This window comes from Nonomuraea sp. NPDC054003 (assembly GCF_055585125.1).
In genome coordinates this window covers 48,476-63,728 of sequence record NZ_JBVJKR010000007.1, presented here as the reverse complement: position 1 = coordinate 63,728, position 15,253 = coordinate 48,476, and the positions used below count along the sequence as shown (strand labels likewise).

At 70.7% G+C, this 15,253-nt stretch carries 12 protein-coding genes; 6 read left to right on the top strand and 6 right to left on the bottom strand.

What is annotated here, in order from left to right; genetic code table 11:
* Positions 1–38: 38 nt before the first annotated feature.
* The 6 genes from ACZ6YG_RS19460 to ACZ6YG_RS19435 all read right to left on the bottom strand — a co-directional run bounded on the left by ACZ6YG_RS19460 (position 39) and on the right by ACZ6YG_RS19435 (position 4,919).
* On the bottom strand, positions 39–626 hold the full coding sequence (locus tag ACZ6YG_RS19460; RefSeq protein WP_466018777.1) for a thioredoxin domain-containing protein: 588 nt from the start codon (positions 624–626) through the stop codon (positions 39–41).
* Positions 623–1,147: a MauE/DoxX family redox-associated membrane protein gene (locus ACZ6YG_RS19455; RefSeq protein ID WP_148030686.1), complete on the bottom strand. Its 525-nt coding sequence runs from the start codon at positions 1,145–1,147 to the stop codon at positions 623–625. The genes ACZ6YG_RS19460 and ACZ6YG_RS19455 overlap by 4 nt, the downstream gene beginning before the upstream one ends.
* Positions 1,148–1,153: 6 nt before the next feature.
* Positions 1,154–1,438 carry a hypothetical protein gene (locus ACZ6YG_RS19450; RefSeq protein ID WP_148030685.1) on the bottom strand — a complete coding sequence of 95 codons (285 nt, stop codon included), beginning with the start codon at positions 1,436–1,438 and terminating at the stop codon, positions 1,154–1,156.
* A 587-nt stretch (positions 1,439–2,025) separates the two neighbouring features.
* A complete protein-coding gene (locus ACZ6YG_RS19445; RefSeq protein WP_466018776.1) occupies positions 2,026–2,754 on the bottom strand; it encodes a sulfotransferase-like domain-containing protein in 729 nt (242 codons plus the stop codon).
* Positions 2,751–3,734, bottom strand: coding sequence for an aldo/keto reductase (locus ACZ6YG_RS19440; RefSeq protein ID WP_466018775.1), 984 nt, complete (start codon positions 3,732–3,734; stop codon positions 2,751–2,753). The genes ACZ6YG_RS19445 and ACZ6YG_RS19440 overlap by 4 nt, the downstream gene beginning before the upstream one ends.
* 39 nt (positions 3,735–3,773) lie before the next feature.
* Positions 3,774–4,919: an argininosuccinate synthase domain-containing protein gene (locus ACZ6YG_RS19435; protein WP_466018774.1), complete on the bottom strand. Its 1,146-nt coding sequence runs from the start codon at positions 4,917–4,919 to the stop codon at positions 3,774–3,776.
* Between the two features lie 873 nt (positions 4,920–5,792).
* Between ACZ6YG_RS19435 and ACZ6YG_RS19430 the strand changes: the two genes are divergently transcribed.
* From ACZ6YG_RS19430 to ACZ6YG_RS19405, 6 genes are read left to right on the top strand one after another with little or no spacing between them, the layout of a single operon-like run.
* The gene (locus ACZ6YG_RS19430; protein ID WP_466018773.1) at positions 5,793–8,873 is read left to right on the top strand and encodes a non-ribosomal peptide synthetase; all 3,081 of its coding nucleotides are present in this window, start codon (positions 5,793–5,795) and stop codon (positions 8,871–8,873) included.
* A 5-nt stretch (positions 8,874–8,878) separates the two neighbouring features.
* Positions 8,879–9,055, top strand: a complete 177-nt coding sequence (locus ACZ6YG_RS19425; RefSeq protein WP_148030680.1) for an MbtH family protein — start codon at positions 8,879–8,881, stop codon at positions 9,053–9,055.
* A gap of 17 nt (positions 9,056–9,072) precedes the next feature.
* Positions 9,073–12,366 carry a non-ribosomal peptide synthetase gene (locus ACZ6YG_RS19420; protein ID WP_466018772.1) on the top strand — a complete coding sequence of 1,098 codons (3,294 nt, stop codon included), beginning with the start codon at positions 9,073–9,075 and terminating at the stop codon, positions 12,364–12,366.
* The gene (locus ACZ6YG_RS19415; protein ID WP_466018771.1) at positions 12,366–13,187 is read left to right on the top strand and encodes a thioesterase domain-containing protein; all 822 of its coding nucleotides are present in this window, start codon (positions 12,366–12,368) and stop codon (positions 13,185–13,187) included. The genes ACZ6YG_RS19420 and ACZ6YG_RS19415 overlap by 1 nt, the downstream gene beginning before the upstream one ends.
* Positions 13,184–14,320 (top strand): acyl-CoA dehydrogenase family protein, encoded by a 1,137-nt coding sequence (locus ACZ6YG_RS19410; protein ID WP_466018770.1) that lies wholly within the window; start codon positions 13,184–13,186, stop codon positions 14,318–14,320. Before ACZ6YG_RS19415 ends, ACZ6YG_RS19410 begins: the two co-directional genes overlap by 4 nt.
* The gene (locus ACZ6YG_RS19405; protein ID WP_466018769.1) at positions 14,317–15,252 is read left to right on the top strand and encodes an acyl-CoA dehydrogenase family protein; all 936 of its coding nucleotides are present in this window, start codon (positions 14,317–14,319) and stop codon (positions 15,250–15,252) included. Before ACZ6YG_RS19410 ends, ACZ6YG_RS19405 begins: the two co-directional genes overlap by 4 nt.
* Position 15,253: the final 1 nt, after the last annotated feature.

Genomic DNA, 15,253 nt, shown 5'->3' with positions numbered 1-15,253 from the left:
GCCGGCCAGGGCCAGTGCCACGATCGCCGGGACGTCCATCAGACGAGGTCCTTTCCCGGCGCGACGCTCACGCCGCCCGCTGCGCCGGAGGGGTCGTCGAGGGAGGCGATCCAGCTCGACAGGGCGTTGAAGGAGCTGAACACCACAGCGGACCGCACGACCCCATCGGGGGAGAGCGCCACCGCCGCCGGGCTCATGCCGACGCCGAGCGCCGACATGCTGAATTGTCCTGAGACGTCCACGTAGCCGGGCAGGTCAGCCAGCCCGTACTGCGCCACGAACTCCCTGCCCGAGGCGGCCGACGCGCACGACACCACGACGCCGACGAGGTCCACGCCCGAGGAGGCGAAGAAGCCACGCGCCTCGGGAGCCAGTTCCTGGCACGCCCCGCAGGTCGTACTGAGGACGAGGAGCACGCCCGGCGGCCGGGCGAGCCCGTCGGGGAACTCGATGACCGTCGCGCCGAGCTTGGCGTCGGGCAGCGGCTGCACGGACTCGGGGCGCCTCGTCCCGCCGCCCGCGGACGACTCGGAGATCCGCGCGTTGAGCTCGCCCAGCATCGCGAAGAGGATCACGACCGCCAGGCTGAGCAGGGCGAGCAGGGTGACCATCAGTGCCGTGATCATGTTTCGGTCCGTTCGCGCGCCATGGTCCCTCTCACGAAGACGATCAGATGGCGGCGGTTCGCCCAGACGGGGACGAACATCGCCGTGTTCAGCGCGAGCAGCAGGACAGCCTGATCGTAGGCGGTCTCACGCAGCGCCGGCACCAAGGCCCAGGCCAGGATCGCGGCGCCGGCCAGCACGTTCCAGGCCCCGAACGACCGCGAACCGCTCCGGCCGAAACAGCCGCAGGGCAGTGAGCTCGCCCGCAGCCGTCCCAGGACCCCCACCACCGCGAATCCCGTTCCCAGCAGGGCCGCCAGCAGCAAGGTGAGCAGGTGCTCCTGGCCGAACACGGCCAGGACGGCCAGCGCGATCTCCGCGGCGGCGACCGCCCGGACCAGGGCCACAGGCGGCGGTCTCCGTGCGCCGGTCAGCTCACCGAGAGCCTCGGCCAGACCGTGCGGGCTGACCAGCTTGCCGGCGCCCGAGCTGAGCAGGGCCGCTGCGAGCAGCGCGCTGAGGACGGCAGGCAGCACCCCCATCGCCGGCTACGACCGGAGCCCGGCCGCGGTCAGCCCTTCGCCCACGGCTACCTTGCGGAGGTGGACCACGTGGTCCTCGCCGTAGACGGCGACGGGCGCGGTCGAGTAGCGGGCGCCCTTCTCCCCGGTCAGCTGAACGGCCGTATCGACCTTGATCTGCTTGGTACGGAAATGAATGGCGATGACGTCGACAGGCTTCTCGTCCTCGATGCGCGCGCAGACCGCCACGTTCACCGAGCCTTCGTTCTCGAAGATGTAGGCGTAGCCGTGATTCGTCGGGGTGATCGACATTGCGGGCCTCCGGATCGTCCGTCCGTTGCTCAGGGATAGCAGCTGATGGAGGCCCTTCCGGAGGCCTCACAGCATTGACAGAAGGACGCCCCCGAATAGCAGCCCCAAATGTAGTACGCGTTGTTCGCGCACGTGCTGTAGGGGAAGGTCGGGCAGTAGACCAGGCGGCAGCACAGGTATTCACAGATGGCCTGTGCGGAAGCGGGCCGCGCCTGAGTGGCGACGGTCGTGGCGGCGGCCAGCGCGCTGGCGCCCATGGCCCGGGTGAAGAAGCGACGAGTCAACCGGCGGTTGCGCTGCGGGGGCTCATGAACTGCCACGGCCACTCCATCAGAGTCGATCGTTTTGAATTGATCTCTTCAGGAGAGTACAACATCATTCACCCATCAACAAGAATATCTTTTTGGAGGAGTCGGACTTTCTGTGTTAACGTAAAACACCTATTAAGGTCAGGCTGCAACGACCTTCAGGAATTCGATTCCCGCTCTTCTTCGGCCGGACAGCGGCCTCGCCAGCTGATCGGTCCGGGCGCCAGCGGTTTCACGGCGAGCCGGGCTCGACGACCGCGAACGCGACGAGGATCTGCGTCAACCGGCGAGGCGGTGGCGGGCGAGCGCGTCGTAGAACGGCTGGTGGTGCTCGGCGACCCGGCGCAGGTGCTCGTTCGTGTCGGGCGTCTCACGTCGCTCGGGCGCCTTCCCGGCCACCAGGCCGCTGCTCTCGGCCACCTCCGCGTGCCACTGGTCGGTGCGCCGCCAGTTGTCCCGTCGACCGGGTTCCCAGCGCATCGCCTCGGGCTTGAAGTCGAGCCCGACCCGCTCGCAGTACGCCCGGACCGTCGGCTCCGGATCGGCCACGAGGTCGTCGCCGTCGATCACCAGCGGGATCTCGCCGGTGGCCGACCGCACGGCGTCGAAGATGGTGTGCAGGTACTCGAAGCCGTACTCGTCCAGGGTGGCCCCGGGGTTCATGGCGTAGTGCGAGGAGATCGCGGCCCGCGGCTCCCGGATCATGAACGTGTTGACGACGTCGCTGAACAGGCGCTTGTCCTCGAGCAGCGGCGTGTAGGTGTAGTCGGAGGTCTCCTTGGCGAACACCCGGCGCTCGCCGACGCTGACGTCGAGCATCAGGTCGAGCATCTCGATCGGCGAGGTGACCCGCCTGCCCGCGAACTCGACGTGGCCGTCCGCCTGGAGGTACGAGAACGGCTCGTGGGCCACCTCCAGATCGCCGCGCTCGATCATGACGCGCAGGAACGCCGTGGATCGCGATCGGGGCACGGCCCACAGCAGGATGGGCTTGCGCGCGGCGCTCATTGCGACCACTCCGTGGGCCGGCGGTCCCAGCGGAATCCGCGCAACCGCGCCATCAGCTCCTCGCTCAGCGGTTCGGCGTCGCTGGTGGCGATGTTGGCGCGTACGTGCGTGAGTTTGCGCATGCCGGGGATGACGGTGGCGACGTCGGGGTTCTGGAGGATGAAGCGGAGCGCGAGTTCGGGCATGGTCATGTCCTCGGGCACGATCCGCGCCAGCCGTTCGGCGCGCTCCACGCTCGGGACGAGGTTCTCGGGGACGAAGTACGTGTTGCGCCAGTCGCCCTCGGGCCAGCGGGAGTCGCGGGTGAGGGTGCCGGTGAGGGTGCCCTCGTCGAAGGGCACCCGGGCGATCACCGCGACGTCCAGCTCACGGCATGCCGGGAACAGCTCGTCCTCGGGGGCCTGGTCGAAGATGTTGTAGATGACCTGCACCGTGTCGATCAGCCCGGTGCGCAGGGTCTCCAGGACGTTCCAGGGCTCCCAGCGGTTGACGCTGATCCCGACGCCTCTGATGAGCCCGCGTTCCTTCATCTCGATGATCGCGTCCTGCCAGGCCGCGTCGTGCGCCCAGGCGTCCTCCCAGACGTGGAACTGGAACAGGTCGACGGACGGCGTGCCCAGCCCTTCGAGGCTGCGGTGCAGGTACTCCCACAGGTGATCGGGCGGGTAGACGTCGGACAGTTTGGAGTCGCGGGTGGACGGCCAGGCGCGGTCCATGGGCGGCGGCTTGGTGGCCAGGTGGAGGCGGCGTTCCGGGTGCCGTTCGACCAGCCGCCCGAGCATCCTCTCGCTGTGTCCCCGGCCGTAGATCCAGGCGGTGTCGAAGAAGGTGCACCCGAGCCGCACGGCCTCGTCCAGCGCGGTGTCGCCGGTCTCGTCGTCGGCGCCCGTCCAGCCGCCCTCTCCACCTGCTATCCCCCACATTCCGTAGCCGACCTCGCTGACCTTCCAGCCGAGCCGGCCGAATCGACGCTCACGCATCCCCTGCTCCTTCCTTGTCTGTAAGCCTTCTCTTGCCGTCTAGCTCCAGCGGTTCCCGCCGGAGCCGAACCGGGTCTGCCGCACCACGGGGCCGGCGACCTTCATCCGCTCGACCCGGACGACGCCCCGGTGGACGGACAGGGTCACGCTGCCGTCGATCTCGCCGACGAGCCGGTCGATCGCCTCCCGCGCCGCCCGCGCGGCGGGTTCGAGCCACCGCGCCTCGTACATCGCCGAGCCCAGGACGGCGGACAGCCGGTCGTAGAGCTCGCGGCTCGCCCCGTCGAGGCTCGCCTGCAGGACGCGGGTCCACGCGCGGTCGAGCAGTTCCAGGCCGGGCGCCTCGTAGACGCCCCGGCAGACCGTGCCGATGATGCGCCGTTCGACCACGTCGCGCAGCCAGACCCCGTGCCGCGCGCCGAGGTCGTTGGCGCGCTTCATCCACTCGACCGGGTCGGGCCCGCTCCCGTCGAGGTCGGCGACCCGTCCTTCGCGGAAGAGGACCGTGACGGTCTCGGGCTCGGCCGTGGCCTGCTCGGGCCACTCACTCCACCGGGGGTCGAGCCGGGTGACCGGCGTTTCGAGGTCCTCCAGCTCCGCCGACTCGTGCGAGACGCCGGCGAGGCTGGCATCGGTGGACCGTTCTGCGCCGCTGCCCGGGTCGAGGCTCAGCCCGTGCTCGGTGACAGCCGCGAGCATGGTCTCGCGGCCGGGGAACCGTTCGAGCGCCCGCGGATCCGTCCACGGCTCGACGACCGGCAGGTCCGGCGCGACGTGGGCGCCGTAACGAGCGAAGCGGCGCTGGTCGTTGCCCCCGCCGACACAGCCGTGCGCGAGTGCCCGGCATCCGTCGGCCCGCATCAGCGGCGCGAGCCCGCTGACGAGCACGAAGCGCGCCGCGCCGGTCGTGTTCCAGTAGCCGCCGTCGTGGCGGGCGCGGTACCGCAGGAGATCCGACGCCACGGCGGCGATGGACGGCCGTAGATCCACGACCACGGATTCGTCCCCGAATCGTCGCACCGAAGAAGCGAGCGCGTCCAATTCCGGAGGATCCGCCTGGCCGATGTCGGCGATATAGTGCCTCGCCGGCGTCGGCAGTTCACGAAGCCAGACCCCGACGGCCAGGGAGGAAAGTCCTCCCGATTGGAATAATCCGACAGGTGCGTTGTCGCCGGTTTGCCGCACGACTCCCCCTTACGTCGACAGATGGGGCGCGATGCCGGCGCTGAATGGGCCGACCGTCACCGACCCTACCCATGGATTCGGGACCTTCACGTCCGGAGCGCCCGGTATCGCGGACGCGAACTGTCCGGCCCTTGTCGAATTTCAGCGCCGTCGAGGCGTTCTGCTGCGGCTCGCCTCCGGCCTCATTCTTCGGGCCGGGACGTGCGCTTACCTGGTCATTGACAGGCGACGATCATTTCGCGGGCGTCCGCTGATCATTTTTCGCTCTTCGGCAGATTGTCACAAAACAGCGCGTCCGCAGATTGGCGCGCGCCGCCTCGGGTAACGCCGAATATGCTCTTCGCGACTTCCCCCAGGCCGTGCCTGTCCGGCGTGCCCGGCGCCGCACGGCGTCCGGCCGGCCCGGTCGTCGCTCCACACCGATTTCAGTCCGCGGCACATTCTCGTTCCCGCAGGCCATACCGCCTCACACACCGGCATCCTGGCCCGCGGCGGCGACACCCGGGTTGCGCATCCCGGTCTCATGTTCCAAGATGTGAGTAACTTGTAATTCAACTGATATCGGTTACTTCGGTTCGAACGTGCGGCACTCCAGTCGTCTGACGAAAGGAGGAAACACGTGGTCAGCGCACGCCCGAAGGCGCCACCCGCTTGATCGGCCGGGCTCGCGATATCCGGCGGGCCGCTCATGCCCGCGGGCAATTCTGTGGATTTCCGGCGCCCGAACTCGGCCGCCGAAAACTCCGAATCTCACCAGAACCCTCGCCATGCCTGCCGAAGGACCGGTTTCCGCTGTCCGGAAACCACAAATCCGAATGGTCACCGATCTGCCTGACACGACGATCTGTTGCCGTCGAGAACATCGGGAGCACGATGACACGCCAACCGCATGAGAATCCAGACGAACACCATCTGGCCGCCATTCACTTATTCCTTGGGCCGCACCACGATTTCCCCCGGCGGAGCACCGTCCTCGATCTGTTCCACGCACAAAAGGAGAACGCGCCGGACCGTCCCGCGATCCGCTATCGGGACATCACGGTGAGTTATGCCGACCTCGACGCCTGGGCCAATGTGACGGCCGATCGACTGATCAGCGGCGGTGTCCGGGCCGGACAATTGATACCCGTGTTGATAGCGGACGGGCCCGAATTCCCGATCTCGCTCTTCGGGGTGATGAAGACAGGATCGGCGTTCGTACCGCTTGATCCGGCCTGGCCGGTCGACCGTCTCCGCGCGATCGTGGCCGAGTTGTCGCCGCCCGTCGTCGTGGTGTCGCCGGCGACCGCGGGCATCATCGGCGAACTGGAGCAGGCCCTCCCGACGGTGATCGTCGACTGCGCGGAGCCGCCCGGTCCGGCCGACCGGAAACCGCCGCCGGCCGGCCGCGCGCCGGGGCCGGAAGACCTGATCTACGGGTTCTACACCTCCGGCTCGACCGGCGCGCCCAAGTGCGCGCTCAACCACCACCGCGGCCTGGTCAACAGGCTGACCACGATGTCGCGCCGGTTCGGTGACGGGGCCGATCACGTGACGCTGCAGAACAGCCGGTCCACGTTCGACTCCTCGATGTGGCAGGTGCTGTGGCCGCTGGTGTCGGGCGGGCAGGTCGTGCTGCCGCACCGCGACGGCATCCTCGACCTTGAGGAGACGGCCACGACCATCGGCCGCTACGGCGTCACGATGACCGACTTCGTGCCGTCCGTGCTGGAGGCGTTCGTGTCGCTGCTGGAGGTGCGCGAGGACCTGCGTGAGGCGACGTCGAGCCTGCGGCGCATGCTGATCGGCGGGGAGGCGGCGGGCGCCGGCGTGGTGCACCGGCTGCGCGCGCTGCTGCCGGGGCTGGAGGTCACCAACACGTTCGGGCCGACGGAGTGCTCCATCGGGTCGGTGTTCCACGACGTCACGGACGCCGACGCCGACCGGATCCCCCTCGGGCGGCCCATCGACAACACCGCCGCGATCCTGCTCGACGACGACCTCAAGCCCGTCCCGGTGAACACTCCCGGCGAGATGTATCTCGGCGGCGAGTGCGTCGGAGCGGGCTACCTCAACGATCCCGAGCGCACCGCGCGGGTGCTCGTGGCCAACCCGTTCCCCCAGATCCCGGGTGGGAAGCTCTATCGGACCGGCGATCTGGCACGGGTCGACGAGGACGGCCTGATGTACTTCATCGGCCGGCGCGACGAACAGGTGAAGCTCGGCGGGGTGCGCGTCGAGCTGGGCGATGTCGCCTCGGCCGTGGCCGACCATCCGCTCGTGGGCAACGCGGTGGCGATCGTGCTCGGCGAGGCGCCCGAGTCCACGCTCGTCTGCTGCGTCACGCCGCGCTCGCCGGACGACCCTCCGTCGCCGGAGCTGCTTCGCGGGTACGCGGCGGAGAAGCTGCCGGCCGAGCAGGTGCCGCACCGGATCGTGGTGCTCGACGCGCTCCCCCTCAACCACAACGGCAAAGCGGACCGCAAGGCGCTGGCCGCCCTCATCGTGGCCCAGACGGCGACGCAGGAGGGCCCGGCGGAGCCTGTCGAGCCGCCGGCCGACCCGATGGAGGAGCTGGTCTGCTCCGCCTGGCGCGACGTGCTCGACCGGGAGCAGGTCTCGGTGGTCGTGCCGTTCTCCGACTACGGGGGCACCTCGCTGCTCGCCTACCGGCTCACCGCCGCGATCAGCGAACGGCTGGGGAAGCCGGTGCCGCCCCGGGACCTGCTCGTCGCCTCGACCGTGCGCGCGCAGGCGGCGCGGCTCACCCAGGGCGTCGACGACGACTGCGCCGAGCTCGCCTACATCAGGCACGACCTGGCCTGGAGCCCGCCGCAGACCCTGCTGCTCACGGGCGCGACCGGCTTCGTCGGGGCACACGTCCTGGCCGAGCTGCTGACGCGCTCCAACGCCGGGCTGATCTGCCTGGTGCGGTGCGCCGACCCCGCCGACGGCGCCCGGCGGCTGACCGAGGTCCTCGAACAGTACGGGCTGACGTCCGCCTGGCAGCTGCTGCCCACGGCGCTCAAGACCGGACGGGTCGAGGTGATCCCCAGCGACCTGGGCAGCGAGCTGCTCGGCCTGCCGCAGCGGCGGTTCGACGCGATCGCCTCCACGGTGTCCGGCGTCGTCAACGCCGCGGGCGCGGTGAACTTCCTGTCCGGCTATCTGGACCACCGCCCCGCCAACGTGCTCGGCGTACAGGAGATCATCAAACTCGCCTCGGGCGGCGCGCGCGTGCACACCCTGTCGACCTTGAGCATCTTCCCGCCCGCCGGGCCGGGCGCGCCGCCCGTCACCGAGGACCGGCTCCCGGCGACGGAGGAGGTCGCCGCGGACGGCTACAACCGATCGAAGTACGTCGCCGAGTCCCTGCTCGCCGACGCGCACCGGCAGGGCGTCAGATCCGTGGTGTACCGCCTCGGCGAGGTCTGGCCGCACCGCGCGACCGGCGTGGCCAACCCGGACTCGCTGGCGCACAACCTGTTGTACGCGTGCGCGCGCACCGGATGCGTGTTCCCGACCGGGGCCGAGATCGACGTGACGCCCGTCGACGTGGTCGCCGAGTTCGTGGCCCACGCGGCGACCGGCGACATCGAGGTGCCCGACGGCGCCATGCACGTGCTGTGGCCGGCCCGGCTGCGCTTCGCCGAGGCGTTCGGCGTGCTCGCCGAACGGTCCGCGCTCGACCGGGTCGGCTACCCCCGGTTCCGCGACCGCCTGGAGGCCATCGCCGAGACCGACGAGCGGCTCGCCGGGCTGCTCCTGCTGCTGCCGCCCCCGGTCGCCGACCAGGACGCGGCACCGGCCGAGTTCGACCGGATGTTCACCGACGGCTCCCGGCACTTCGACACCCGGCGGTTCAGCCGCCACGCGACCTCGCTGGCCAGGCCGGAGACGGACGGGCTCAGGACGCTCGACCGCTACCTCGGTGAACTGACCGGCATTCACGCCTTCGTACCACAAGAAAGGTGAGCGTCATGGAAGAGAGATTCGTCGTGGTGATCAACCACGAGGAGCAGTACTCGATCTGGCCCGCGGGCCGGGAGATTCCGGCCGGCTGGACCGAGGCCGGTGCGGAGGGAAGCAAGAGCGACTGCCTTGCACACATCGCGCGGGTGTGGACCGACCTGCGCCCGATGAGCGTGCGACGGTGAAGGAGGAGAACGAGATCATGTCCACACCCGACAAGCGTGACGCAGCCGACATCAGACGCGCCCTGCTGGAGAGGAAGGTCCGCCAGCGCGTGGCGGAGAAGGCCGAGCGGGAGCGGATCGTCCCCGTCCCGCGTACGGGCAAGATGGCCATCGCCGAGCAGCAGCGGTTCCTGTGGTTCCTGCACCAGATGGTCGCGGGCGCGCCGGTGTACAACGTGCCGTTCGCGATGCGCCTGCGCGGCCCGCTCGACGTGCCCGCCCTCTCCAAGGCGCTGCGCGGCATCGTCACGCGGCACGAGAGCCTGCGCACCCGGTTCGGCGACGAGCACGGCGTGCCTTTCCAGACGGTCGATCCGCCGCCCGAGACGTGGGACCTGCCGGTGACCGACGGGACCGAGGAGTCCGTCCAGGACTGGATCGACGGGCAGGTGCGCGAGGAGTTCGACCTGCGCAACCACCCGCCGTACAGGTTCGCCCTGCTGCGGCTGGGCCCCGAGGAGCATGTGCTGTCCATCGTCTGGCATCACATCGTCATCGACGGATGGTCCTCGCGGCAGTTCGCCGAGGAGCTGACGGCCCGTTACACCGATCCGGACGGCTCGGAGTTCCCCGAGCTGACCCTCCAGCCCGCCGACTTCGCGGCCTGGCAGCGGCTCTGGCTGCTCAGCGACGGACCGGCCAAGCAGATCGACTACTGGCACTCCGCGGTGGACGGCATGGAACCGCTGGAGTGGCGCACCGACCGGCAGCGCCCGTCGGCGCCCACCGGTGCCGGCCGCATCCACGAGACCCGCCTGCCCGACGACCTGGCGCGGAAGATCCGCGACATGGCTCAGGCCGAGGGGGTCTCCCTGCTCGCCCTGACGATGGCCGGCTACCAGGTGCTGCTGAACCGCTACACCGGTCAGCAGGACATCGCGCTCGGGTCGGTACTCTCCGGGCGGACCCGCTCGGAAGTCGAGCCCATGATGGGGTTCTTCGCCAACACGGTGGTGGTCCGCGGGAACCTGGAGGGCGATCCGGTGTTCCGCGACCTGGTGCACGCCGCCAACGACAACATCCTGGAGGCGATGGCCAACCAGGACGTGCCGTTCGGCCGCCTGGTGGAGGAGCTCAAGCCGGAGCGGCTGCCGGGGCGGAACCCGCTGGTCGCCCACCTGTTCACGCTGCTGCCCGAGCCGATGATCGCGCGCTGGCGGCTGCCCGGCGTCGAGGTCGAGATGCTGACCCCGCAGCCGGAGACGACCCGGTTCGACATCACGTTCCAGATCAACGACCTGCCGGACGGCGGCCTGGGCGTGTGGATCGAGTACTCCTCCGAGCTGTTCGACCACGAGCGCATCGAGCAGCTGGTGGAGCATTTCAGCACGGTCATGGCCGACGCGCTGTCCCGGCCGGACGCCCGGGCGAGCTCGCTGGACATCATGCCCGACAGCGAGTACCTGCGCGTGCTCACAGCGTGGAACCCCGAGCCCGGTGAGCGCGACGAGCGCCTGCTGCACGAGCTGTTCGCGGCGCGCGTGGCCGAGGCGCCCGACGCGGTCGCGATGCGTTTCGCGGGCGAGGACCTGACCTACGCGCAACTGGACGAGCGGTCCAGCAGGCTGGCGCACGCGCTGGTCGAGGAGTTCAAGGTGACGCCGGGGCGCGTGGTCGGCGTGCTGCTCGAACGCGGCTTCGACCTGCCGGCCGCCGAACTCGGCGTGCTCAAGGCGGGCGGCGCGTGGCTGCCGCTCGACCCGCAGTACCCGGCGGAGCGGCTGGCCTACCAGCTCGGCGACGCCGACGTGGCCGCGGTGGTGACGACCTCGGATCTCGCCGACCGCCTGCCCGCTGAGGTGGAACGGATCCTGCTGGACTCCGACACGCTCGACGGACGGCCGGTTTCGCCGCCTTCCGTGCAGGTGGCGCAGGAGGACACGGCGTACATCATCTACACCTCTGGCTCGACCGGCACACCCAAGGGGGTCATGGTCCCCCACCGGGCGGTGGTGAACTTCTGCACCACCTTCCAGCGGATGTTCTCGGTGACGCCGGACGACCGGATCCTGCAGTTCTCCAACCCCGCCTTCGACGTGAGCGTGTCGGACGTGTTCTCGACGCTGACCGCCGGCGGGACCATCGTGGGCGCGCCGCGCTCCGAACTGCTCGACCCGGAGGCGTTGCAGGGGCTGCTGGCCCGCGAGCGGGTGACGATGGTGGACATCCCGCCCGCCGTCCTGGGGCTGCTCGACCCGTCCGAGCTGGACGACCTGCGGGTGTGCTTCATCGGCATGGAGCCGTTCGGCCCCGACCTGGTCAACCGGTGGAGCAAGCCGGGGCGGGAGTTCCACAACGGGTACGGGCCGACCGAGGTCACCGTGACGTGCGTGGACTACCTGTGCCCGCCGGAGCCACTGGAAGGGACGCCGCCCATCGGGCGGGCGATGGCCAACCAGCGGGCCTACGTCCTGGACAAGGGCCTGCGGCCGGTGCCGGTCGGCGTGCCCGGGGAGCTCTACATGGCGGGCGCCGGGCTGGCCGTCGGCTACCTCGGCCGGCCCGACCAGACCGCCGAGAAGTTCCTGCCCGACCCGTTCGCCACCACCCCGGGCGAGCGCATGTACGCCACCGGCGACCTGGTGCGCTGGAACGGTGACGGCAACCTGGAGTTCCTGGGCCGGGTCGACCGCCAGGTGAAGCTGCGCGGGCTGCGCGTGGAGCTGGGCGAGATCGAGCACGCCATCGAGAGCTTCGACGGCGTGCGGCAGTGCGTCGTGACCGTACGCGACGCGGGCACGCCCTCGGCCTGGCTGGCCGCGTACGTGGTCGGCGACGTCGAGCCGGACGAGCTGCGCGAGTTCCTGAGCGGGCGGCTGCCGCTGCACATGGTGCCCACCGACTACGTGCGGCTGGACCAGCTCCCGCTGACCTCGACCGGGAAGGTGGACCACGGGAAGCTGCCCGACCCCCGCCCCGACGGCGGCACCGGTCAGGCCGAGCTGACCACCGAGACCCAGCGCAGGGTGGCCGAAATCTGGCAGAGCCTGCTGAGCCTCGACCCCGGCAGCGTCGGCGCGCAGGACAACTTCTTCCTGCTCGGCGGCAACTCCCTGCAGGTGACCCAGATGATCTCGCGGGTGCGCGACGCCTTCCAGGTGACGCTCGACCCGCGGCGGCTGTTCAGCTACCCGCTGCTCAGCCAGTTCGCCGCCCAGATCGACGACGCGCAGCACGCGCTGCTCGGCGAGGACGAGGTGGCGAAGCTGGAGGCGCAGGTCGCCGATCTGCCCGAAGAGGAGGTCGATCGGCTGCTGAAGGAGTCGAGCTGATGGCCGGGTCGCACCCCTCCGCCCTGGCGGAGAAACGGCGCGCGCTGCTGGACCTGCGGCTGCGGCGCCGGCGGGAGGAGGCCCTCGCCCAGCAGGAGGCCGCGCCGCCGGAAGGGCGGCCGCGGCCCTCCGGCCGGACGGTGTCCCCGCTCGTGCCGCTCGGCCCGGCGGGCACCGAGCCGCCGCTGTTCCTGGTGCACGCGGCCGGCGGATCGGTGGCCCCCTACGTCGCGCTGGCCGGGCTCCTGGGCGACGACCGCCAGGTCTGCGCCCTGGAGGACCCCGGCCTGCACGGCGGCGCGATCGGGGAACGCTCGCTCGCGGACCTCGCGGCCACCTATCTGGCCGCGGTCCGCGAGGCCCGGCCCGACGGGCTGCTGCACGTGGGCGGCTGGTCGGTCGGCGGCGCGGTGGCGCTGGAGATGGCACGCCAGGACGGCGACGTCGCGCTGACGTTCGTGCTCGACACCGCCGTCCCGGACGCGCCGTCCCGTCCCGGCGACGACGAGCTGAGCGCGTGGTTCGCCTCCGACGTCGCGGCCATGGGCGCCGAACCCGGCGAGGCCGAGCTGGCCGAGCGGTTCCCGGTGTTCGCCGCGAACGTGCGCGCGCTCCTGACGTTCCGTCCGTCGCGGGTGGACAGCCGGGTCGTGCTGCTGTGCGCCGAGAAGTCCGAGGGCGAAAAGCTCAGCCGGTGGCGGCCCTACGCCGACGAGATCCAGGTGGTGCCGGGCGACCACTACACCATGCTCCGGCCCCCACACATCGAGGCGCTGGCGGAGGCCATGCGCCACAGATTGAGCGAGGTGAGTGTCCGATGATCCCGGCCTTCACGCCGGAACAGGACGACTTCCGGGAAGAAGTCTGCAAGCTCCTGTGCGAGGACGAGGTGCGCGCGGAGATCGCGCAGTCCCGGCGGACGCCGTACGGGCAGGAGACCGGTCTGCTCGACGTGCATCGGCGGCTGGGCAAGCTCGGCTGGCTCGCGATCAACTGGCCCGAGCGCTACGGCGGAGCGGACGCCACGATCGTGGAGAAGGCGATCCTCACCGAGGAGATGATCCGCCACGGCGTGCCCGACAACGTGCACTCGCTGGGCGTCGACATCGTCGGGAACGCCATCCACCTGTTCGGCACCGAGGAGCAGAAGGAGCGGTTCCTGCCGGGACTCGCACGCGGCGAGATCACGGCCAACGTGCTCTTCAGCGAGCCGGACATCGGGTCCGACCTGGCGTCGCTGACCACACGCGCCGAACCCGACGGCGACGGCTGGCGCCTGCACGGCCGGAAGATCTACAACATGAAGGCGCAGCACAGTGACTTCGCGCTGTGCGCGGCCCGCACGTCGACCGGGCCGGTGAACTTCGCCGGGATCACGCTGTTCCTGGTGCCGCTGCAGTCCATGGGCGTGGTCATCGAGCCGGTGTGGAACCTGTCCGAGGAACGCTTCGACCTGGTGACGCTCGACGGGATCCGGATCGGGCCCGAGGACGTGCTCGGCGAGGCCGACGACGGCTGGCAGGTGCTGGGCAAGGTGCTCCCGCTGGAGCGCACCGGGCTCGACCACTCCGCCAAGGCGGAACGCACGCTGGCCGCGCTGCGCGAGCACGCCCCGCCGGGGTGCGAGCAGCGGCTCGTCGAACTGGACACGCGGGTGCGCGCGGCCCGGCTCCTGGCCTGGCGGTGCGTGGCCAACCTGCACGAGGGCCGGCCCGACGAGGTCCACTCGGCGACCGCGAAATGGTACACGTCGGAGACGGCCAAGGAGGTGTCGGTGGCGGCGGTCGAGATCCTCGGGCCGCGGGCGCTGCTGGACGCACGCGATCCCGACGCGATCGCCGACGGCGTCCTGGACGCCGCGTTCCGGGAGGCGCCGGGGCTCACGCTCGCCCAGGGTTCCTCGGAGATCATGCTCTTCTTCGTCGCCACATCGAAACTGGGGTTGCCGTCATGACCACGATGATCGCCGACTTCTTCGACGAGGAACTGGCCCCGCTGGTGCGGCGGATGGCCGACCGGCCGCGCGCGGAGGGCTGGGACGACGACGACAGCCGGGAGACCCGCGCGATGGTGTGGCAGGGGCTGGCCGAGCTCGGCGCGCTCGACGCGTCCGGCCCCGACGCCGTGCGGCTGGCCGAGCTCCTCGGGTCCGTGCTGTACCAGGGCCCGCTGCTCGACACGCTCACCGCGCGGGAACTGCTCGGGGACGACCACATCGGCCGGTCCCCGGTGGCGCTGGCGGTGGCGGACGAGCCGCTGTCCGAGCAGGACGGTGTGGTCTCCGCGCGGCGGACCTTCGTCGGGTTCGCCGCGGAGGTGGACCACTTCCTTCTGGGCGGCGCCGGACCGCGCCTGGCGCTCGTGCCCGCCGGCCATCCCGCCATCACGACGCGCCGGTACGAGGAGACGGGCCGGGGCGAGGCGTACGAGGTCGTCTTCGACGGCGCCCCCGTGACCGCGTGGGCCGACCCCACCCGGTGGGAGGCGGCGCTGGCCGGCGCACGGGTGCGCCAGGCCGCGTACCTGGTGGGCCTGGCCCAGGCGGCGCTCGACCACGCCGTCGGCTACGCGAAGACCCGCCGCCAGTTCGGCCAGCCCATCGGCAAGTTCCAGGGCCTGGCGTTCCGGCTGGCCGAGCTGTCGATGCACATCGACGCGACGCGCCTGCTGGTGCACGACCGCGACGCGGCGGCGCACGCGGCGGCCGACCTCGCGGCGGCGTCGGACCTGGCCCGCACCGTCACGACGCGGACCATGCAGGTCCACGGCGCCGCGGGCATGCGGTCCGACGACGACGCCCAGCTGTACTACCGGCGGGCCGCGGCCGAATCGGTCCGCCTCGGCACGCCGGACCAGTTGCGACGCGAAAGCCGGGAGACGCGATGAC